Raw genomic sequence first — 21,279 nt, 5'->3', positions numbered from 1 at the left:
CCGCGATCAACCGGCCAACCGGCTGGAATACGCGCGGCACCCTCAACCAGCAGGCAAAAAAAGACCGGCCCGAAGGCCGGTCGAGGGTGACACCGGAGTTGAAACTGCCTCAGGCGCGCTTGAGCACCAGGGTCAGGATGTCGTAGCTGGCCACCAGCTCGCCGAGCTGGTTGGTGACTTCCACGTCCCAGGCCACCACGCCCTGCGGCTCGCCCTTGGGGCTCTTCTTGCCCTGGTCGATCTTGCGCTTGCAGGTCAGGCGCGCCTGGATGGTGTCGCCGATGCCCACCGGATTGATGAAGCGCAGGGTGTCCAGGCCGTAGTTGGCCAGCACCGGGCCGACGCCGGGGGAGACGAACAGGCCGGCCGCCGCCGAGAGCACGAAGTAACCGTGGGCGATGCGCTTGCCGAACTGCGAGTCCTTCGCCGCCAGTTCGTCGAAGTGCATGTAGAAATGGTCGCCCGACAGGCAGCCGAAGTTGACCAGGTCGGCTTCGGTAACGGTGCGGCGGTGGGTCAGCAGCGACTCGCCGATCTTCAGGTCGTCGAAATGGCGACGGAACGGGTGCACCTCGGTCTCGTAGACCTGGGCGCCGCGCACGTACTCGCCGGTGACGGCCATCAGCATGGTCGGTGAGCCCTGTACCGCAGTGCGTTGCAGGTAGTGCTTCACCGCCCGCAGGCCGCCCAGTTCTTCACCGCCGCCGGCGCGGCCCGGACCGCCGTGCTTGAGCACCGGCAGCGGTGAGCCGTGGCCGGTGGATTCGGCGGCGGATTCGCGGTCGAGGATGTGCAGGCGGCCGTGCAGTGCGCCCATGGCCGGAACGACTTTCGCCGCTACCTGCGGATCACGGGTGATCAGGCTGGCGACCAGGCTGCCCTTGCCACGGGCGGCGAGGGCGATGGCTTCGTCGATGTCGTCGTAGCCCATCAGGGTGCTCACCGGACCGAAGGCCTCGATGTCGTGGGCGCCGCCTTCGGCATGTGGATCGCTGCTGCGCAGCAGGGTCGGGGCGAAGAACGCGCCTCCGTTGACGCCGTCGCCACGCGGGGCGAAGCCGTCTTTGGCGCCAAAGACCAGTTCGCTGGATTTCAGCAGCGCTTCGACGCGCTCGGCGACGTCGGCCTGCTGGGCGTGGGAGGCCAGGGCGCCCATCTTCACGCCTTCTACGGAGGGATCGCCGACCACGACCTTGGCCAGGCGATCGCGCAGGCGCTCGGCCACGACGTCGATGTGCCTGGCGGGAGCGATGGCGCGGCGGATGGCGGTGCACTTCTGTCCGGCCTTGGTGGTCATCTCGCGGGCCACTTCCTTGACGAAGAGGTCGAACTCTTCATCGTCCGGGGTGACGTCCGGGGCGAGGATGGCGCAGTTCAGCGAGTCGGCCTCGGCGTTGAACGGCACGGAATTGCGGATCAGGTTGGGGTTCACGCGCAGCTTGGCGGCGGTGTCGGCGGAGCCGGTGAAGGTCACCACGTCCTGGCCCTGCAGGCGGTCCAGCAGGTCGCCGGTGCCGCCGATGATCAGCTGCAGGCTGCCGGCGGGGAGCAAGCCGGACTCGTGCATCACGCGCACGGCGGCTTCGGTGATGTAACTGGTGGCGGTGGCCGGTTTGACGATGCACGGCATGCCGGCGAGGAAGCTCGGCGCGAATTTCTCCAGCATCCCCCAGATGGGGAAGTTGAAGGCGTTGATGTGCACGGCGATGCCGCCGCGCGGCACCAGGATGTGGCTGCCGGCGAACTTGCCGGTCTTGCCCAGCGGCATGGCCGGACCTTCGTGGACGACGTTGCCCGAGGGCAGCTCGCGGCCGCCGACGCCGGCGTAGGCGAACAGGGTGCCGGCGCCGCCTTCGATGTCGATCCAGCTGTCGGCGCGGGTGGCGCCGCTGTGGCGGGAAATCTCGTAGAGCTGTTCCTTGCGCTCGGTCAGATACAGCGCCAGGGCTTTCAGGCGCTGGGCGCGCTGCTGGAAGTCCATGGACATCAGTTCCCTGAGGCCCTGCTCGCGGGCATGGGCGACGGCTTCGGCGAAGTCCAGCGCCTCTTCGTGGGTGCGCGCCACGGTCTGGCCGTTGAGCGCGCTACGCAGCGCCTGGGCGCCGTGCTGGCCGACCCAGCGGCCGCCGATGAAACTTTGCAGGATTGGCTCTTGGGCCATGGTTGTCTTCCTCCGGATCGCTACGCAAGGGGCCGGCTTCTGCCGGTGACCGCCGCGCCGGGTGGGCGTTGGCGGCGCTTGATCAATTGGCGGAACGATGCCGCCGGATTAGGGGCGCCAGGGGCCTTGTGGGCCGCTGGCGGTGAAACTGATGCGTTACGTGTAGGAGCCAGTTCAGAGTTGGTCGAAGTCCAGGACGACGTTGTCGCTGACCGGGTACGCCTGGCAGCTCAGCACGTATCCCGCTGCCACTTCGTAATCCTCCAGCGCGAAGTTGCTGTCCATCTCCACCTCGCCCGAGACCACCTTGCACTTGCAGGTCGAGCACACGCCGGCCTTGCAGGAGTAAGGCAGTTCGGCGCCCTGGGCGTTGCCGGCGTCGAGCACGCTGACGCTGTTGCGGGCCAGCTCGAAGGACAGCTCGCGGCCATCGCTGATGACGGTGATCTGGCTTTTCGCGCTATCGATCGCGGCGGCGGCCTGGCGGGCCTCGCGCTTGCTCTCGCTGCCGGCGGCGGCGAACAGCTCGAAGTGGATGCGGTCGGCCGGCATGCCATTGCCCTTGAGCTGGTCGCGCACGGTCTCGGTCATCGCCTGCGGGCCGCAGATGAAGGCGGCGTCGAGGCTCTTCACGTCGAGCCAGCGGCTGAACAGCTGGCCGCATTTGTCGGCGTCGATGCGGCCGTTGTAGAGGTCGACGTCCTGCTGTTCGCGGCTGAATACGAAGATCAGGTTCAGGCGCTGCAGGTAGCGGTTCTTCAGGTCTTCGAGCTGTTCGCGGAACATCGCAGCGTTGCTGGAGCGGTTGCCGTAGAGCAGGGTGATGCGGCTGTGCGGCTCGGTTTCCAGGGTGGTCTTGACGATCGACAGGATCGGCGTGATGCCGCTGCCGGCGGCGACCGCCAGGTAGTTACCGTGGCGCGCCGGGTCCAGGGCGACATTGAAGTGGCCGGCCGGCGGCATCACTTCCAGGCTGTGGCCGACCTTCAGCGTCTCGTTGGCGTAGGCGGAGAACCGCCCGCCCGGTACGCGCTTGATCGCCACGCGCAGCTCGCCGTCGTTGACGCCGCTGCAGATGGAATAGGAGCGGCGCACTTCCTCGCCGTCGAGCTGGGTGCGCATGACCAGGTGCTGGCCGTGCTGGAAGCGGAAGCTGTCGGCCAGCTCCGCCGGGACGTCGAAGGCGATGGACACGGCGTCGCGGGTTTCGGCGCGCACTTCCTTGATTTTCAGGCTGTGGAACTTGCTCATTGTTCTTCTCCTGCGGTTTGACCGCGTGGAGGGCGAATACAAACGTCGCGAGCGAAGGTCAGGCGAGGCGGAAGCGGCTTCGGAAGCGGAGTTCACGTCTGTGAATGAGCATTTCGAAGTCGTTTCCAACGATGCATGGCCGAGCGCAGCAGTTTGTCTTCGTCCTCCTAGATGCACTTGAAGTAATCGAATGGCTCACGGCAATCGATGCAGCGGTACAGCGCCTTGCAGGCGGTGGAACCGAACTGGCTGAGCTGCTCGGTGTGCAGGCTGCCGCACTGCGGACAGCGCACTTCCGGGGTCTCGCCCAGCAGGCTGCGCTTGCTGGTGCTGCCGGCTGGCGGGGCGATGCCGTAGTCGCGCAGTGCCTTGCGGCCCTCGTCGCTGATCCAGTCAGTAGTCCAGGCCGGGTCCAGGCGGCGCTCCAGCTGCGGCGCGGCGAAACCGGCGTGCTCCAGAGCGTGCTGGATGTCCTGCTCGATGACCTCGGTGGCCGGGCAGCCGGAGTAGGTCGGGGTGACCACCACGTGCAGGTGGCCATCCAGCCAGTCGAGCCCGCGCACGATGCCCAGATCGACCACGCTGACCACCGGCACTTCCGGGTCCATCACCGCGCCGAGCACGCTCCAGGCGCGGCTGAGGTCGTCAGCCGTGCCGGCGCGGGCGCCGCGGTCGCTGGTAATCAGCTCACCAGGTCGCATCGGGATAGGCCCGCTGGAGGAACTGCATCTCGGCCAGGAGGATGCCCAGGTGCTCGGTGTGCAGGCCACGGCGGCCGCTGAGGTAGAAGTTCACCGCAGGCTCGGGCAGCGGCAGGGTCGCGGCGGCGAAGATGTCGGCGACCTTGGCTTTCCAGGCGGCTGCCAGCTCTTCGGGGTTCGGTGCCACGCCTTCGACGAACAGGCGCTGTTCCACTTCATCCGCGTTGCACAGCTCGACCGTGAAGCGCCACACCTGCGGAATGGCCGCGAGCATGCGCGCGTGGCTTTCCTCGGTGCCATCACCCAGGCGCTGCACCCACTCGGAAGAACGGCGCAGGTGGTAGGTGACTTCCTTCAGGCCCTTGGCGGCGATGGCCTTGATGCGCTCGTCGCTGGAGCTGCTCAGGGCGTGCAGCACATGGAAGTGCCAGGCGTCGTAGAGGAACTGCTTGGTCATGGTCACGGCGAAGTCGCCGTTGGGCTGCTCGACCAGCAGCAGGTTGCGGAAGGCGCGCTCGTCGCGGCGGAAGGCCAGGGCGTCGGCGTCGCGGCCGTCGTCCAGCAGTTCCACGGCGTACTCGTACCAGTTGCGCGCCTGGCCCACCAGGTCGAGGCCGACGTTCATCAGCGCCAGTTCTTCTTCCAGTGCCGGGGCGTGGCCGCACCATTCGCACAGGCGCTGGCCCTGGATCAAGGCGCTGTCGGCGAGGCGCAGCAGGTATTCGATCTTGTCAGAGTTCGGGTTCATCGCACGCGTCTCACATGTGGCCGACTTCGGGCGGCAGCTCGTAGAAGCTGGCGTGGCGGTAGACCTTGTCCTGCGACGGGTCGAACAGCGGGTCCTTCTCGTCGGGGGAGGAGGCGGTGATCAGCGCGGAGGGCACGACCCACAGGCTCACGCCTTCGTTGCGGCGGGTGTACAGCTCGCGGGCGTTCTCGATGGCCATGGCGGCGTCGGCGGCGTGGACGCTGCCGACGTGCTTGTGGTTCAGGCCGTGTTTGCTACGGACGAATACTTCGAACAAAGTCCACTCGGACATGACTTTTCTCTCCTCGCGACTCAGGCGGCGTCTTTTTTCTGTTGTTGTTTGCGGGCGTAGGCGACCGCGGCTTCGCGGACCCAGGCGCCGTCTTCGATGGCTTTGCGACGGGTGGCGACGCGCTCGGTGTTGCACGGGCCATTGCCCTTGAGCACTTCGTAGAACTCTTCCCACTGGATGTCGCCGAAGTCGTAGTGGCCGCGTTCCTCGTTCCACTTCAGGTGCGGGTCCGGGGCGGTGCAGCCGAGCAGCTCCAGTTGCGGCACCGTCTGGTCGATGAAGCGCTGGCGCAGTTCGTCGTTGCTCTGCCGCTTGATCTTCCAGGCCATGGACTGGGCGCTGTTGGGGGAGTCGGCGTCGCTGGGACCGAACATCATCAGGGCCGGCCACCAGAGGCGGTTGATGGCGTCCTGGACCATGTCCTTCTGCGCCTGGTTGCCGTGGCGCATCATGGTCAGGAGGATTTCGTAGCCCTGGCGCTGGTGGAAGCTCTCTTCCTTGCAGATGCGGATCATGGCGCGCGAGTACGGGCCGTAGGAGGTGCGCTGCAGCACCACCTGGTTGACGATCGCCGCACCATCCACCAGCCAGCCCACCGCGCCCATGTCGGCCCAGTTCAGCGTCGGGTAGTTGAAGATGCTGGAGTACTTGGCGCGGCCGCTGTGCAGCTTGGCAACCTCGGCGTCGCGGTCGGCGCCCAGGGTTTCCATGGCGCTGTAGAGGTAGAGGCCGTGGCCGGCTTCGTCCTGGATCTTCGCCATCAGCTGGAGCTTGCGCTTGAGGGTCGGTGCGCGGGTCACCCAGTTGCCCTCGGGCAGCATGCCGACGATCTCGGAGTGGGCGTGCTGGGAAATCTGCCGGATCAGCGTCTGGCGGTAGGCGTCGGGCATCCAGTTCTTCGCTTCGATCTTGATCTCGGCATCGATCTTTTCCTGGAAGGCGCGTTCTTCCGGTGACATCTCGTCCAGCGCCTTGATGCGCTTCACGCCGGTCTCAACCAGTTGTGCGTACATGCTGTGTCTCCAGCCTTTTGTCGTGTTCGTGGGACGGCCTTGGCCATGGCTGTATTTTTAAATGATACAGAAATGAATGTCTAACACTAAATGATGTGTCGTAATTGGATTTTGTATCGCTTGGGCCGGCGCTGGGGGCTTTGGATTGGCGAGAAAAGGTCAGGATATCGCGATTAATTTAGCGAATGGCATTGAACGTGAAGGTAAGTGGCGGGGATTGTCTGCGCGGTTGTTGCACTTGAATGGCGGGCTGTTCTGAGTCGAAAGGCGACGAAGTGATACTAAAAATCTGTTTAGATGAATTTATTAATGATTATTTGGTGGGTTTTGTAGGAGCGAGCTTGCTCGCGAACCGCCTAACTCCGTAGCCGCCGGAAAGCATGGTTCGCGAGCAAGCTCGCTCCTACGAAGAGCCGGAAGGCATCAGGCTTGGACGATCACCTCGAAGCCGCCGAAAATCATGCGTTGCCCGTCGAAGGGCATGTCGCTGAATTCGGTCTTCATCCGTGGGTCTTCCATGAACTTCTTCATGCCCGCGTCCCGCACGTCCTTGCTGGGCCAGGTGATCCAGGAGAACACCACGGTTTCGTCTTCCTTGAGCTTCACCGCCATGGGGAAGGAGGTCACCTTGCCCTCGGGCACGTCATTGCCCCAGCACTCGACGACGCCGAGCGCGCCATGCTCCTTGAACAGCGCCGCTGCCTTGCGCGCCACTTCTATGTAGCGTTCGCGGCTGGCGGTGGGTACCGGTACGAGGAAGCCATCGACATAGTTCATCGTTCATCTCCTGCGGGTGGGCGAGCAGCCGGATGCCGTCTGCTTTTGAGGAATAGTCGAAGGGCGGGCTGGGAGATCGACAGTAAAGATTGCTGGGGCGACGGGCGGTCGCGGTGTGGCGGGTAATTCCGGAGTTGGGTGTTCCCTCACCCTAACCCTCTCCCGGAGGGAGAGGGGACCGTTCGGTGTGAATGGAGATGCCGAGTCAGCCGGCGACTGAGAATCGCCCCCTCTCCCTCAGGAGCGGGGCGCGCAGCCAGGGCTGGGGTGAGGGCGGATCGGCGACGAATTATCAGAAAGCAAAAAGCCCCGCCGAAGCGGGGCTTTTTCATCACGCTGATCGATCAGCCCTTGGGCCGATTGTCATACACGTGGCAGGCCTTGCCTTCCGAGCGCTTGAGGCTGTGGGACGGCTGCACCAGCACGCGGGCGCTGATGCCGATGTGGGTTTTGATCTGCTTGCCCAGCTCGTTGCCGATGGCCTTCTGCTCGTCCGCCGAGAGCCCTTGCTGGTCGTGGCGCAGTTCGACGTGCACGTCGATGCAGTCGAGGTTGCCGTTGCGGTGCAGGTGGATCTCGTAGCACTCGGCGAGCTGCTTGATCTTCAGCACCTGCTCCTCGATCTGCGTCGGGAACACGTTCACTCCGCGGATGATCAGCATGTCGTCGCTGCGCCCGGTGATCTTGTCGATGCGCCGCATCGGCCGCGCAGTGCCCGGCAGCAGGCGGGTCAGGTCGCGGGTGCGGTAGCGGATCATCGGCAGCGCTTCCTTGGACAGCGAGGTGAACACCAGCTCGCCGTATTCGCCGTCGGGCAGTACGGCGCCGGTGGCCGGGTCGATGATCTCGGGGTAGAAGTGGTCTTCCCAGACGGTCGGGCCGTCCTTGGTTTCGGCGCATTCCATGGCCACGCCCGGGCCCATGATTTCCGAGAGGCCGTAGATGTCCAGGGCGGTGATGCCCATGCGCTCTTCCACGGCGCGGCGCAGCTCGGCGGTCCAGGGTTCGGCGCCGAAGATGCCCAGGCGCAGCTTGAGGCTGTGCGGGTCGATGCCCTGGCGCTCGATCTCGTCGGCGATGTTGAGCATGTAGGACGGGGTGACCATGATGATGTCCGGCTGGAAGTCGCGGATCAGCTGGACCTGCTTCTCGGTCTGGCCACCGGACATGGGGATCACGGTGCAGCCCAGGCGCTCGGCGCCGTAGTGCGCGCCCAGGCCGCCGGTGAACAGGCCGTAGCCGTAGGACACGTGCACCTTGTCACCCTTGCGGCCGCCGGCGGCGCGGATGGAGCGGGCGACCACGTTGGCCCAGGTGTCGATGTCGTTCTGCGTGTAGCCGACCACGGTGGGTTTGCCGGTGGTGCCGCTGGAGGCGTGCAGGCGCACGATCTCGCTCTGCGGCACGGCGAACATGCCGTAGGGGTAGTTGTCGCGCAGGTCGTTCTTGCCGGTGAAGGGGAACTTCGCCAGGTCTTCCAGGGTTTTCAGGTCGTCGGGGTGGACGCCCGCCGCGTCGAAGCGCTGGCGGTACAGCGGGACGTTGTCGTAGGCGTGCTTGAGGCTCCAGCGCAGGCGCTCCAGCTGGTGCTGGCGCAGCTCGTCGACACTGGCGGTTTCCATCGGGTCAAGCAGGGCACGTTCGGCATCATGGTACATGTTCATGGGTTCACTCGATTTGTTCTTGTACGCCAGCCCGGGTGCGGGCTGCGAGTGTCATGGGAGCAGGATAACGCCCCCGTTCGCGGAAAGTTTCGAACCCCTGTCAGAGATGTTGCTCTGCCTGCCAGGCGGTGGCTTTCACGACTGGCGGTACGGGGTTCGAAACTTCCGTGGGTTCAGATCCGTTCGATGATCAGCGCGATGCCCTGGCCGACGCCGATGCACATGGTGCACAGGGCGTAGTGGCCGCCGCATTCTTCCAGTTCATGCAGGGCGGTGGTGACCAGGCGCGCGCCGCTCATGCCCAGCGGATGGCCGAGGGCGATGGCGCCGCCGTTGGGGTTCACCCGTGCGTCGTCATCCTTCAGGCCCAGCTCGCGCAGCACGGCCAGGCCCTGGGCGGCGAAGGCTTCGTTCAGCTCGATCACGTCCATGTCGTTCAGCGCCAGGCCGGCCAGCTCCAGCACCTTGCGGGTCGCCGGCACCGGGCCGATGCCCATGATGCGCGGCTCGACGCTGGCGGTGGCCATGGCCACCACGCGGCCGCGGGCCTTCAGGCCGTGGCGCGCGGCGGCGGCGGGGGTCGCCATCAGCAGGGCGCAGGCGCCATCGTTGACGCCCGAGGCGTTGCCGGCGGTGACGCTGCCGCCTTCGCGGAACGGCGTGCCGAGCTTGGCCAGTTGCTCCAGGGTGGTATCGCCGCGCGGGTGTTCATCCTGCTCGACCAGCTTGGCCGGGCCCTTGCGCTGGGGAATCTCCACCGGGACGATTTCCTTCGCCAGGCGGCCGTTGGCCTGGGCGGCGGCGGCCTTGTGCTGGCTGCGCAGGGCGAAGGCGTCCTGGTCGGCGCGGCTGATGTTGAACTGCTCGGCGACGTTCTCGGCGGTCTCCGGCATGGAGTCGATGCCGAACTGCTGCTTCATCAGTTTGTTGACGAAGCGCCAGCCAATGGTGGTGTCGAAGATTTCCGCGCTGCGGCCGAAGGCCTGCTCGGACTTGCCCATCACGAAGGGCGCGCGGGACATGGATTCCACGCCGCCGGCCAGCATCAGCCCGGCCTCGTTGCAGCGCAGGGCGCGCGCGGCGCTGCCCACGGCGTCCAGGCCCGAGCCGCACAGGCGGTTCAGCGTGGTGCCGGGCACGGTCACCGGCAGGCCGGCCAGCAGCGAGGCCATGCGGGCGACGTTGCGGTTGTCCTCGCCGGCCTGGTTGGCGCAGCCGAAGATCACGTCATCGATGGCGCTCCAGTCCAGCTCCGGGTGGCGCTGCATCAGGGCCTTCATCGGGATGGCCGCGAGGTCGTCGGCGCGTACGCCGGACAGGGCGCCGGCGTAGCGGCCGATCGGCGTGCGCACCGCGTCGATGATCAGGGCGTCAGTGAGGTCTGTCATTCGGAGGTCTCCTGCGCCAGCACGGTGCCGCGCACTTTGTAGGATTTGCCGTGGAACAGGGCGATCAACTGGCCCTGGGAATTCTCGATGCGCACGTCGTAGTTGCCGGTGCGGCCGCTGCGGCTCTGCTCGCAGGCGCTGGCGGTCAGCTCGTCGCCCTCGCGGGCCGGCGCCACGAAATCGATGCTGCAGCCGATGGCGACGGTGGCGTCGTTGTAGCTGTTGCAGGCGAAGGCGAAGGCCGAGTCGGCCAGGGCGAACAGGTAACCGCCGTGGCAGGTGCCGTGGCCCTGGATCATGTCCTCGCGCACACGCATCGACAGCTTCGAACTGCCGGGGCCGGCATCCAGCAGCTGGATGCCCATGCGCCGGGTGGCCTGGTCGCGCTCATACATGGCCTCGGCGCAGGTCAGGGCCAATCGGGTGGCGTCAGCCATGGAAGGTTCTCCCCTCGGCGTGCAGGCGGCGCAGCAACAGGGACGGGCGATAGCGGTTCTCGCCGTAGGCGGCCTGCAGGTTGTCCAGCACGCGGAGCACGCAGCCGATGCCGATTTGCCCGGCCCAGGCCAGTGGGCCCTGCGGGTAGTTCACCCCGGCACGCATGGCGAGGTCGATGTCGCCGGCGCTGCCCACGCCGTGCAGCACGGCATCGGCGCCTTCGTTGGCGAGCATGGCGACGGTGCGCAGCACGGCGAGGCCGGGGGTGTCGCTCAGGCGGCTGGCGGCGATGCCGGCCCTGGCGAGCAGGGCGACGGCCTGGTCGAGCGCTTCGGGCGTGGTGTCCGCCGAGGTGGAAATGCCCAGGCGCGAAGCCTTGGTGTAATCCAGTGCGAGGTCGATCAGCACCAGGTTGCGCAGGCCGTCTTGCTTGGCGCGCTGGCTGGCGAGGCGGCCGTCGGACAGCGCGATCACCGCATCGCCGACGCGCAGCAGGCCGCTGCCGGCGCGCTGGACAACTTCGATGCCGGCATCTTTCAGGCGCTGGACCAGCGGCTGGGCGACGCCCAGGTCGCCTTCCAGCACGCAGGTGTTCACGGTGGCGGCACTGCTCAGGCTGGCCGGCTGCGGGCGCTCGGCGCCTTCGGCGTAGTCATAGAAACCCTGGCCGCTCTTGCGGCCGAGGCGGCCGGCGTCCACCAGTTCCTTCTGGATCAGCGAGGGCTGGAAGCGGAAGTCGCCGTAGTAGGCGGCGAACACCGAGCAGGTCACGGCGTAGTTGACGTCGTGGCCGATCAGGTCGGTCAGCTCGAAGGCGCCCATGCGGAAGCCGCCGGCGTCGCGCATCAGCGCATCCAGCGTAACGCAGTCGGCGGCGCCTTCCTGCAGCAAGCGCAGGCTCTCGGCATAGAAGGGGCGCGCCACGCGGTTGACGATGAAGCCGGGCGTGGATTGGCTGTGGACCGGCTTCTTGCCCCAGGCCAGCGAGGTGGCGTAGAGGCTGTCAGCCAGCGCCGGATCGGTGGCGAGGCCGGAGACGATCTCCACCAGCGGCATCAGCGGCGCCGGGTTGAAGAAGTGCATGCCGACCACCTGCTGCGGGCGTTTGAGGCCGGCGGCGAGGCTGGTGATGGACAGCGAGGAGGTGTTGCTGGCGAGGATGCAGTCCTCGGCGCACAGCGCTTCCAGTTGCTGGAACAGGCCGCGCTTGACCTCCAGGTTCTCGACGATGGCTTCGATCACCAGCTTCGAGTCGGCCAGCGCCTCGACGGCTTCCACCGGTTGCAGGCGTGCAACGATGGCGGCACGTTCCTCGGCGCCCAGCTTGCCTTTCTCCACCAGGCGACCGAGTTGGCGGTCGATGCCATCGATGGCCTGGGCGGCAGCGCCGGGGCGGTTGTCATGGAGCTTCACCGGGTGACCGGCCTGGGCGGCGACCTGGGCAATGCCCGCGCCCATGGCGCCGGCGCCGATCACCGCGACTTTCGCGTCTTGCAGTAATGCGCTCATCGATCAGCGGCCCTTGAAGCTGGGGGTGCGTTTTTCCATGAAGGCGGACACGCCCTCGCGGTAGTCCTCGCTGCGGCCGGCCAGGCGCTGCAAGTCGCGCTCCAGTTCCAGCTGCTCGTCGAAGCTGTTGTTCAGGCTGGCGTTGAGGCTGCGCTTGATCAGCGCCAGGCCATAGGTCGGCTGGGTGGCGAGGTGGCGGGCGAGCTTCAGGGCTTCTTCGCGCAGGTTGGCGTCATCCACCACTTGGTAGATCAGGCCCCATTGCTCGGCCTGTTCGGCAGTGAGGCGGTTGCCCAGCAGCGCGAGAGCCTTGGCGCGGGCCATGCCGACCAGGCGCGGCAGGGTCCAGGTGCCGCCGGAATCGGGGATCAGGCCGATCTTGCAGAAGGCCTGGATGAAGCTGGCCGAGCGCGCCGCCAGCACCAGGTCGCAGGCCAGCGGGATGTTCGCGCCGGCACCGGCGGCTACGCCGTTGACCGCGCAGATGACCGGCAGCGGCAGGTCGCGCAAGGTGCGGATCAGCGGGTTGTAGAACTGTTCGATGGACTGGCCCAGGTCAGGCATGTCCGCGCCGGGGGCGACGTTGCGATCGGACAGGTCCTGGCCTGCGCAGAAGCCGCGGCCTTCGCCGGTCAGCAGCAGGACGCGGGCTTCCGGGTTCTGCCGGACCTGCTTGAGTGCTTCGCGCACTTCGCCATGCATGGCGGCGTTGAAGCTGTTGAGCTGCTCCGGGCGGTTCAGGCTGAGGAGGGCGACGCCGTCCTCGATGGAAAACAGGATGTGCTCGAAGTTCATGGGCGGACTCGCTCCATCAATGGGCAATAGGAGAAGGGGCTCAGCAGCCCTGATAGACGGGTTTGCGCTTTTCCTGGAAAGCACTGATGCCCTCATTGCGGTCGGCAGTGCCGGCCAGCAGGGTGAAGGCGTGACGTTCGAAGCGCAGGCCGGTGGCTAGATCGGTGTCCTGCGCCTTGAGCAGCGCTTCCTTGGCCAGGCGCACGGCCAGCGGCGCCTTGGCGGCGATGCTGCGGGCGATCTGCAGGGCGCGCTCGACGGTGAATTCAGGCTGGGTGACTTCGCTGACCAGGCCGGCGCGCTGGGCGTGGCGGGCGTCGATGGCTTCGCCGGTGAGCACCATCTGCATCGCCAGTGGCTTGCCCACGGCGCGCAGCAGGCGCTGGGTGCCGCCGGCGCCGGGCATGATGCCGAGGTTGATTTCCGGCTGGCCGAAGCGGGCATCTTCGCCGGCGACGAGGATGTCGGCGTGCATGGCCAGCTCGCAGCCGCCGCCCAGGGCGAAGCCGTTGACGGCGGCGATCAGCGGCTTGGAGAAGGCGGCGATGCGCTGCCAGTAGCCGACGCGGGGGTCATTGAGGATGCCGACCAGGTCGCGCTCGGCCATCTCCTTGATGTCGGCGCCGGCGGCGAAGGCCTTGCGGCTGCCGGTCAGCACCACGGCGCGGGTTTCGCTGTCCTGCTCGGCGGCGTCGAGTTCGGCGGCCAGTTCGCCGAGCAGTTCGGTGTTCAGTGCGTTCAGCGCCTCGGGACGCTGCAGGGTGATCAGGCGGACGCCCGCTTCAGGCATCTGAACGGCAAGGGTGCGAGGCATGACATCGTCCTCAGGCTGCACGCACGGCATCGCAGGCCGGCTCATTGTTGGAATCCAGGGTATGTCCTGCGCGGTAGGCGGAGGTCTCCCGGGTTTTCCGCAGTATATGCCTAAAGCGATACAAAACAACAAGTGCAAAATGTATTTGTGTGTCTTGTATTGGGTCGGTTTCGAATTTTCCCCACGCTCGCATTTCGGGTTGTCGGTCAGAAATGGCGGGCTTCTGAAGCGATGTTGCCGTTTGTCGGCGGCTCTGTTGAGGCTTGTTGAAAGCGATACGGCGTGTGGTGCTTTCCTGTTTCAAAATGATGTGATACAAAATTCGAAAGCAAGTTGATCGCTTTGCGAAGTGTCCCGCCCCTTGCGTCGCGTGCACCGCCACAACTACTAGAAGAGGAATCCCCATGTCGTCCGCCGCCCAGGCCTCCGCCCTCGAACTGTTCGAGCATCACCGCGCCACCCTCGAACGCGCCGTGGAGGCCATCGCCCGCCGCGGCTACTGGTCGCCCCACGGGGAAAGCCTCAAGCAGTATCCGGAGGAGTCGGTGAAGGGCGCCCAGGCGGCATTCGAGGCCTTGCTCAACCGCCATTTCCAATTGCAGGGACCGCAAGCCGTTGGCCACGCTGGCGCCGAGCGCTCGCCCTATGGCTTCGATCTGGGCGTGACCTACGACCAGTACGACACCGATGAATTGCTGAACCGCCAGCAGCAAGCCCTGCCGGCCTGGCGCGATGCCGGGGCCAAGGCGCGCGTTGGCGCCTGCCTGGAGATCGTCCGGCGTCTCGCCGCGTTGAGCCCGACCATGGCCCATGCGGTCATGCACACCAGCGGCCAGGGCTACATGATGGCCTTCCAGGCCGGCGGCGCCCACGCGCAGGACCGCGCCCTGGAAGCGCTGGCCTATGCCTGGCGGGCCATGGCCGAAGTACCGGAAACCGCCTGCTGGACCAAGCCCCAGGGCAAGGCCGAGCCGCTGGTGATGGACAAGCGCTGGCATATCGTCCCGCGCGGCCTGGCGCTGGTGATCGGCTGCGCCACCTTCCCGACCTGGAACACCTACCCGGGCCTGTTCGCCAGCCTGGTCACCGGCAATCCGGTACTGGTCAAGCCGCACCCGGCGGCCATCCTGCCGGTGGCGATGAGCGTCAGGGTGGCCCAAGAGGTGCTCGGCGAGCTGGGCTTCGATCCGGCGCTGGTCAGCCTGGTGGTGGATACCGTCGAGGCCCCGGTCAGCCAGGTGCTGGCCCTCGATCCGCGCGTGAAGCTGGTCGACTTCACCGGCTCCAGCGCCTTTGGCAACTGGCTGGAAGACAACGCCCGCCAAGCCCAGGTGTTCACCGAAAAGGCCGGCGTCAACAGCGTGATCATCGACAGCGTGCGCGACCTCAAGGCCGTGGCGCGCAACCTGGCGTTCAGCCTCAGCCTGTATTCCGGGCAGATGTGCACCACCACCCAGGCCATCTACGTGCCGCGCGGCGGCATCCGCAATGGCGACGGGCATGTCAGCTTCGACGAGGTCGCCCAGGCGCTGGCCGGCGCCGTGCGCGGCTTCCTCTCCGACAACGAGCGTGCCTGCGGCGTGCTCGGTGCGATCCAGTCCGAAGCGACCGCCGAACGGATCCTCGCCTGCCGCGCGCTGGGGGACGTCCTCCTCGACAGCGAGTCCCGCGAGCACCCGCAGTTCCCCGGAGCTCGCGTGCGCACGCCGCTGCTGCTCAAGGTGGACGCCAGCGAGCGCGCCGCCTTCGGCGAAGAGCGCTTCGGCCCGATTGCCTTCGTCATCGCCACCGATGACAGCGCCCACAGCCTGCAGGTGGCCGGCGACGTATTGAAAGAGAAGGGCGCCATGACCCTGGGCGTCTACTCCACGGACGCTGACTTCCTCGACCGGGCGGAGAGCTTCGCCCAGGACGTGGCGGTGTCGCTGTCGGTGAACTTCGACGGCGGCGTGTTCGTCAACCAGTCGGCGGCCTTCAGCGACTTCCACGCCACCGGCGGCAACCCCACGGCGAACGCATCGATCACCGATGGCGCCTTCGTGACGCGGCGCTTCGTGGTGGTGCAGAGCCGCCGTCACGCACCGGTGGAGGGCGCCTGAGATGCCGTGCTACAGCCTGGACGGGGTGACCCCGGTGGTGCACCCGACCGCTTTTGTTCATCCGACCGCCGTACTGATCGGTGACGTGATCGTCGGTCCGGGTTGCTATATCGGCCCGCTGGCGGCATTGCGCGGCGATTTCGGGCGGATCGTCCTGGAAGAGGGGGCCAACTTGCAGGATACCTGCGTGATGCACGGCTTCCCCAACAGCGACACCGTGGTCGAGCGCAATGGCCATGTCGGCCACGGTGCGGTGCTGCATGGCTGCGTCGTTGGTGCCGATGCGCTGGTGGGGATGAACGCGGTGGTGATGGACAACGCCCGGATTGGCGAACGTTCCATCGTTTCCGCCGCCGCCTTCGTCAAGGCCGGCTTCGAATGCCCGCCACAGAGCCTGGTGATGGGCGCGCCTGCTGCCGTGAAGCGCGTGCTGAGCGACGAGGAGGTGGCCTGGAAGCAACGTGGCACCCGCGAATACCAGGAGCTGACCCGGCGCTGCCTGACGAGCCTGGTGGAATGCGCGCCGCTGGCGGAAGTGGAGGCGGACCGCCCGCGCATGGGCGATTCGGGAGTGCGCCCCAAAGGGGACAACTCCCAATGACCACTGGGGTTCACACCAATGGCAAGGCGGCCCGGCGGGCAGGTATAGTCGGGCCTTTGTCCGTGCCCAGCCAGACCATGACCGCCCTCGCACCGCTGAACCAGCTGATTACCCGTTTCCAGGAACAGACGCCGATCCGCGCCAGTTCGCTGATCATCACCCTCTATGGCGATGCCATCGAACCCCATGGCGGCACCGTCTGGCTGGGCAGCCTGATCAATCTGCTGGAGCCCATCGGCATCAACGAGCGGTTGATCCGCACCTCGATCTTCCGCCTGACCAAGGAGGACTGGCTGACCGCCGAGAAGGTCGGCCGGCGCAGCTACTACAGCCTGACCGGCACCGGCCGGCGGCGTTTCGAGAAGGCCTTCAAGCGGGTGTACAGCTCCAGCCTGCCGGCCTGGGACGGCGCCTGGACCCTGGTGATGCTCTCCCAGCTGGCCGCGGACAAGCGCAAGCAGGTGCGCGAGGAGCTGGAATGGCAGGGCTTCGGCGCCATCGCCCCGACCGTACTGGCCTGTCCGCGCGGCGACCGCGCCGACCTGGTGACGACCCTGCAGGACCTGGAGGCGCTGGACGACAGCATCATCTTCGATACCCACGCCCAGGACGTGCTGGCGTCCCGCGCCATGCGCCTGCAGGTGCGCGAGAGCTGGAACATCGACGAGCTGGCGAGCCACTACAGCGAGTTCATCCGCCTGTTCCGCCCGCTCTGGCAGGTGCTGCGCGAGCAGGACAACCTGCAGCCGTCGGACTGCTTCCTGGCGCGCATCCTGCTGATCCACGAATACCGCCGGCTGCTGCTGCGCGACCCGCAGTTGCCGGACGAGCTGCTGCCCGGCGACTGGGAAGGGCGCGCGGCGAGACAGCTGTGTCGCAATATCTACCGGCTGATCTACGCCAAGGCCGAAGAGTGGCTGAACAGCAACCTGGAAACCGCCGACGGTCCGCTGCCGGACGTGGGCGAGAGCTTCTACCGCCGTTTCGGCGGATTGAAGTGAAGTTGGCCTGAAATGTGCCTTACCCTGCCTCACCGATAGGTGGTGCAGGGCAAGTGATCGGTCCTGACATCGATCAACGTCGATCCGCCCATCGAGGCGGACGCTGATAACAACAAGAACGCGCGAGGCTTTGCTGGTCATGAATACCTCAACCCAAGCGCGCGGCGATGCCTTCGAGGCATGGCTGGCGCGGATCAACCAGGCGTGCGGGCGTTTCGCCGCGCATCCCCTGGGGCCGGAATTCAGTAGCGAGCTCAAGGAATTTCAGGGCGGCGCCATCAAGCTGAGCCAGGTCGAACTGGAGCAGATCAGCCTGTACCGGACCAGCAAGGAAATCGCGGCCGGTGGCGGCAACAACTATTACGCGGTGTTCCAGCTCGACGGCCGTTCGCGCCTGGAGCAGGGTGACAACCGCGTGGAGCTCTCGCGCGGCGACATCACACTGATCGACGCCAGCCTGCCAAGCAACATGACCTACCTGGAGAAGGCCCGGCAGGTCTCGCTGATCCTGCCGCGCCAGGTCTTCGAGCGCGCGCGGATCAACTCGGTGAACTGCGCCACGCGCATTCCCGCCAGCGCGCCGATCGCCGCGCTGGCCAGCGGCATGGTCGGCGAGGTCAGCCGCCACGATGGCATCGGCATGCAGGAAAGCGAGGCGACCCTGGATGCCCTGGTCAGCCTGTTGCGCCCTGCGATCAGCGGTCAGGAAAGCGAGTGCGACAGCCATGAACGGCTGTTCCGTAAATCGGTGTCGTTCATCGACGAGCACATCAGCGCCGAGGAGCTCTGCCCGGAACTGATCGCCCGCGAGGTCGGTGTTTCCGTGCGTGGCCTGTACCGCATGTTCTCGAAGAAGGGCATGGTCGTCGCCCAGTACATCAAGAACCGTCGCCTGGACTTCTGCGCCGAGTCGCTGCGCAACGCGCACTTCGAGCAGAAGCTGTCGGCGCTGGGCTATGCCTGGGGCTTCTCGGATTCCAGCTACTTCTCCACGGCGTTCAAGTCGCGCTTCGGGGTTTCCCCGGGGGAATACCGCAAGCGCTACGCGCAGTAGGTGATATCGGGCAGGGTTCGCCCGTCCCGCGGCGGGAGAGTGGCTCTTGTAGGAGCGGACTCCGTCCGCGATCGGCATCCTGCTGTTCGCGAGCAAGCTCGCTCCTACGAAGAGCGTGGCGACGTTCCCCGTCGGAACCCCGGTGTGAACGCCTATCGGCGGATGAAGCGTTCCGCTTCATGCGCCCTACGGTTGAGCTCCCACGCATAGGGCGTACAACCGTTCGCGGTTGTACGCCGATTCACCGACATCATCGTCGTGCCTGAATTTATGCCCGGCATTCCCGCGTCTTGGCACCCCCGCCAAACCAACTGGCACACAGAACAAGTCCCGCCATCCCGGCGCCAGTAACAATCCCCCTCGAAAAGCGCGAATTCCTCGCGCGTGCCGGCGTGTTGCCCGCGTCGGCCTGACTGCTTCGAGGTGGAGCCAGATGTCCTTCCACAAATCCCTCAAGGCCGCCGCCGGCGCACTGCTGCTGGCGCTCGCCGCCGCCCACAGCGCTGTCGCCGCGGCCGACACCTGCCCGGCCGCCGAAGCCGAGCAGGGCCAGGCTGTATTCGCCCGCGACTGCTCCGTCTGCCACTCCGCGCAGAAGGACGGCCCCGGAATGATGGGCCCCAACCTGCATGGCGTGGTCGGCCGCATGTCCGGCTCGCTGGCCGGCTTCAGCTACTCCGAGGCGATGAAGAGCAAAGGCGCCGCCTGGAACCGCGACAACCTCGACGCCTTCATCACCCAGCCGCAGTCCGCGGTGCCCGGTACCTACATGCCGTTCGCCGGCCTCGCCGACGCCGCCGAGCGCCGCGCCGTGACCTGCTGGCTCAGCCAGCAGCACTGACCCCTTTTCCCGAACGGGCCGCCGCGCCCGCTTTTCGCCAGGAGTGAACATGAGCACGACTGAAATCCTGCCCCAGGTAAGCGCATTCCTCAGCCGCCGCCACGGCTGCTTCATCGACGGTGCCTGGGTTGTCACCGACGGCCCGACCGTCGACGTACTCAACCCGGCCACCGGCGAAACCATCGCCAGGGTTGCCGACATCGACACCGCCATGCTCGACCGCGCGGTGCACTCGGCCCACGCGGCATTCAAGTCGCGGGTCTGGTCCGACCTGCGCCCGGCCGACCGCGAGCGCATCCTGCTGCGCTTCGCCGACCTGGTGGAGAAGCATGGTGAGGAGCTGGCCCAGCTGGAAACCCTCAGCCAGGGCAAGTCGATCAACCTGTCGCGGATGCTCGACGTGGGCGCCACCGTCGAGTTCATGCGCTACATGGCCGGCTGGGCGACCAAGATCGAAGGCACCACGATGGACGTGTCGATCCCGCTGCCGCCGGGCACCAAATTCACCGCGTACACCCGCCGCGAGCCGGTGGGTGTGGTAGCCGGGATCGTGCCGTGGAACTTCCCGATGATGATCGCCATCTGGAAGCTGATGCCCGCGCTGGCCACCGGTTGCACCGTGGTGATCAAGCCCGCCAGCGAAACCCCGCTGACCGCGCTGCGCCTGGCCGAACTGGCTTTCGAGGCCGGCGTACCGGCCGGCGTGTTCAACCTGGTCACAGGCGACGGTCCGAACATCGGTGGCGGCCTGGCTTCGCACCCGCTGGTCAGCAAGGTGTCGTTCACCGGCTCCACTGCCGTGGGCCGCAGCGTCGGCATGGCGGCGATGAAGAACATGACCCGCTTCGCCCTGGAGCTGGGAGGCAAGAACCCGATGATCATCCTGGCCGACGCGGACATCGACAAGGCCGTGCAAGGGGCACTGCTGGGCGGTCTGCTCAACAGCGGCCAGGTCTGCGCCGCTGCCTCGCGCTTCTATGTGCACGAGTCGCGCTATGACGAGTTCGTCGAAAAGCTCGGCGCCGTGGTTGGCGGCATGAGCATGGGCGCCGGCATGGATGCGAGCGCGCAGGTCACCCCGCTGGTGTCGCGCAAGCAGCAGCAGAGCGTGCTCAAGCACATCGAAACCGCCCGCCGCGAAGGCGCGCGCGTGGTCTGCGGTGGTGCGGCAGGCGAGGGCAGTGGCTTCTTCATCCAGCCGACCATCCTGGCCGGCGTGACCCAGAAGATGTCCATCGCCCGCGACGAAGTCTTCGGCCCGGTGCTCGGCGTACTGCCGTTCAGCGATGAAGACCAGGCCATCGAAATGGCCAACGACAGCGAATACGGCCTGGGCGCCAGCCTGTGGACCAACGACCTGACCAAGGCGATGAACCTGGTGCCGCGCATCGAATCCGGCACCGTCTGGGTCAACGCCCACGTGCTGCTCGACCCGAGCATGCCGTTCGGTGGCGTCAAGCAGTCGGGCATGGGCCGCGAGTTCGGCCGCGCCGTGGTCGAGGCCTATACCGAGATCAAGTCGGTGTGCATCGCGCACTGATTGATGGTGAGAGCAACACCCTCGTTTAGCAGCGGGCCTTCGGGCCCGTTTTTTTGCGCGCGGGATTGTGGTGGGGGAGACGCCTGTGGGAGCGCCCCGTGGGCGCGATTCGCGGACGGAGTCCGCTCCTACGTGGGCGCATGGCGCCGGTGTTCACATAGGGCACCGAGTCATTCGCGATGGATTTCGCGGACAAGGTCCGCTCCTACGGGATCTCACCACGCCATAGCATCGGCTCTCGCTTTTGCTCTTGAGGTTGTCCAGAGAAACGTCCGCACACGCCGGAGCGCCCCTTCAGGAGGCCGAGTGGAATCGGAGTTTCAGGGGTTGAGCGGCATGGATGCCGCGAGAGCGTCGTCGGGCCAGGGATGGCCCGTCGACGCGGGCCCCTGAAACTTCGATGGAGCGAGGGAAGTCCCGCGAAGCGGGACCCGGATGATGGGGCAAAGACCTTTGGTTACTTTGCGTCGTTTGGCAAAGTAACTCGCCCGAGGGGGCGAAACAAAATCTTCCAGCACAAGCCAAAGCGGCGCAGAAACACCCACCCTCGATTCGGCGGATAACGCCTTAGGCGTTATTCGCCCTACGAAGA

At 66.4% G+C, this 21,279-nt stretch carries 19 protein-coding genes; 6 read left to right on the top strand and 13 right to left on the bottom strand.

Annotation, left to right across the window (positions count from 1 at the left end; genetic code table 11):
- Nucleotides 1-109: 109 nt before the first annotated feature.
- The 13 genes from paaZ to paaF all read right to left on the bottom strand — a co-directional run bounded on the left by paaZ (nucleotide 110) and on the right by paaF (nucleotide 13,551).
- Nucleotides 110-2,161, bottom strand: coding sequence for a phenylacetic acid degradation bifunctional protein PaaZ (gene paaZ / locus J5M67_RS18650; RefSeq protein WP_207886819.1), 2,052 nt, complete (start codon nucleotides 2,159-2,161; stop codon nucleotides 110-112).
- Nucleotides 2,162-2,335: 174 nt separating this feature from the next.
- Nucleotides 2,336-3,412, bottom strand: a complete 1,077-nt coding sequence (gene paaE, locus J5M67_RS18645) for a 1,2-phenylacetyl-CoA epoxidase subunit PaaE (RefSeq protein ID WP_207886818.1) — start codon at nucleotides 3,410-3,412, stop codon at nucleotides 2,336-2,338.
- A gap of 167 nt (nucleotides 3,413-3,579) precedes the next feature.
- A complete protein-coding gene (paaD, locus tag J5M67_RS18640; RefSeq protein ID WP_207886817.1) occupies nucleotides 3,580-4,113 on the bottom strand; it encodes a 1,2-phenylacetyl-CoA epoxidase subunit PaaD in 534 nt (177 codons plus the stop codon).
- Complete coding sequence (paaC, locus tag J5M67_RS18635) at nucleotides 4,100-4,861, bottom strand: 1,2-phenylacetyl-CoA epoxidase subunit PaaC (protein WP_207886816.1); 762 nt, start codon at nucleotides 4,859-4,861, stop codon at nucleotides 4,100-4,102. Before paaC ends, paaD begins: the two co-directional genes overlap by 14 nt.
- Before the next feature lie 10 nt (nucleotides 4,862-4,871).
- Nucleotides 4,872-5,153 carry a 1,2-phenylacetyl-CoA epoxidase subunit PaaB gene (gene paaB, locus J5M67_RS18630; protein WP_017520939.1) on the bottom strand — a complete coding sequence of 94 codons (282 nt, stop codon included), beginning with the start codon at nucleotides 5,151-5,153 and terminating at the stop codon, nucleotides 4,872-4,874.
- Nucleotides 5,154-5,173: 20 nt separating this feature from the next.
- A complete protein-coding gene (gene paaA / locus J5M67_RS18625) occupies nucleotides 5,174-6,166 on the bottom strand; it encodes a 1,2-phenylacetyl-CoA epoxidase subunit PaaA (protein WP_207886815.1) in 993 nt (330 codons plus the stop codon).
- 423 nt (nucleotides 6,167-6,589) lie between these two features.
- Nucleotides 6,590-6,943: a DUF1428 domain-containing protein gene (locus J5M67_RS18620; RefSeq protein ID WP_207886814.1), complete on the bottom strand. Its 354-nt coding sequence runs from the start codon at nucleotides 6,941-6,943 to the stop codon at nucleotides 6,590-6,592.
- A gap of 344 nt (nucleotides 6,944-7,287) precedes the next feature.
- Entirely contained in the window at nucleotides 7,288-8,607 is a 1,320-nt protein-coding gene (paaK, locus tag J5M67_RS18615; RefSeq protein ID WP_207886813.1) for a phenylacetate--CoA ligase PaaK, read from the bottom strand.
- Nucleotides 8,608-8,780: 173 nt separating this feature from the next.
- Nucleotides 8,781-9,995 carry a 3-oxoadipyl-CoA thiolase gene (gene pcaF / locus J5M67_RS18610; protein WP_207886812.1) on the bottom strand — a complete coding sequence of 405 codons (1,215 nt, stop codon included), beginning with the start codon at nucleotides 9,993-9,995 and terminating at the stop codon, nucleotides 8,781-8,783.
- Nucleotides 9,992-10,432: a hydroxyphenylacetyl-CoA thioesterase PaaI gene (paaI, locus tag J5M67_RS18605; protein ID WP_207886811.1), complete on the bottom strand. Its 441-nt coding sequence runs from the start codon at nucleotides 10,430-10,432 to the stop codon at nucleotides 9,992-9,994. Before paaI ends, pcaF begins: the two co-directional genes overlap by 4 nt.
- Entirely contained in the window at nucleotides 10,425-11,942 is a 1,518-nt protein-coding gene (gene paaH / locus J5M67_RS18600) for a 3-hydroxyacyl-CoA dehydrogenase PaaH (RefSeq protein WP_207886810.1), read from the bottom strand. The genes paaI and paaH overlap by 8 nt, the downstream gene beginning before the upstream one ends.
- A 3-nt stretch (nucleotides 11,943-11,945) precedes the next feature.
- On the bottom strand, nucleotides 11,946-12,737 hold the full coding sequence (gene paaG, locus J5M67_RS18595) for a 2-(1,2-epoxy-1,2-dihydrophenyl)acetyl-CoA isomerase PaaG (protein ID WP_207886809.1): 792 nt from the start codon (nucleotides 12,735-12,737) through the stop codon (nucleotides 11,946-11,948).
- 40 nt (nucleotides 12,738-12,777) lie between these two features.
- Nucleotides 12,778-13,551: a 2,3-dehydroadipyl-CoA hydratase PaaF gene (paaF, locus tag J5M67_RS18590; RefSeq protein WP_207886808.1), complete on the bottom strand. Its 774-nt coding sequence runs from the start codon at nucleotides 13,549-13,551 to the stop codon at nucleotides 12,778-12,780.
- Nucleotides 13,552-13,955: 404 nt separating this feature from the next.
- Here paaF and paaN point away from each other — a divergent pair, with 404 nt between their 5' ends.
- The 6 genes from paaN (at nucleotide 13,956) to J5M67_RS18560 (ending at nucleotide 20,687) form a co-directional block, all read left to right on the top strand.
- On the top strand, nucleotides 13,956-15,650 hold the full coding sequence (gene paaN, locus J5M67_RS18585) for a phenylacetic acid degradation protein PaaN (RefSeq protein WP_207886807.1): 1,695 nt from the start codon (nucleotides 13,956-13,958) through the stop codon (nucleotides 15,648-15,650).
- Nucleotide 15,651: 1 nt separating this feature from the next.
- Nucleotides 15,652-16,251, top strand: coding sequence for a phenylacetic acid degradation protein PaaY (gene paaY / locus J5M67_RS18580; protein WP_207886806.1), 600 nt, complete (start codon nucleotides 15,652-15,654; stop codon nucleotides 16,249-16,251).
- 77 nt (nucleotides 16,252-16,328) lie between these two features.
- The gene (gene paaX / locus J5M67_RS18575; protein ID WP_207886805.1) at nucleotides 16,329-17,252 is read left to right on the top strand and encodes a phenylacetic acid degradation operon negative regulatory protein PaaX; all 924 of its coding nucleotides are present in this window, start codon (nucleotides 16,329-16,331) and stop codon (nucleotides 17,250-17,252) included.
- Between the two features lie 139 nt (nucleotides 17,253-17,391).
- A complete protein-coding gene (feaR, locus tag J5M67_RS18570; RefSeq protein ID WP_207886804.1) occupies nucleotides 17,392-18,306 on the top strand; it encodes a transcriptional regulator FeaR in 915 nt (304 codons plus the stop codon).
- Between the two features lie 433 nt (nucleotides 18,307-18,739).
- Nucleotides 18,740-19,147 (top strand): cytochrome c family protein, encoded by a 408-nt coding sequence (locus J5M67_RS18565; RefSeq protein WP_207886803.1) that lies wholly within the window; start codon nucleotides 18,740-18,742, stop codon nucleotides 19,145-19,147.
- Nucleotides 19,148-19,196: 49 nt separating this feature from the next.
- Nucleotides 19,197-20,687, top strand: coding sequence for an aldehyde dehydrogenase family protein (locus tag J5M67_RS18560; RefSeq protein ID WP_207886802.1), 1,491 nt, complete (start codon nucleotides 19,197-19,199; stop codon nucleotides 20,685-20,687).
- Nucleotides 20,688-21,279 lie beyond the last annotated feature (592 nt).

This window comes from Pseudomonas sp. 30_B (assembly GCF_017491605.1).
Classification (GTDB): Bacteria; Pseudomonadota; Gammaproteobacteria; order Pseudomonadales; family Pseudomonadaceae; genus Pseudomonas.
Note: the sequence above shows the minus strand (reverse complement) of the source record. Positions and strands in the feature narration are given on the sequence as shown.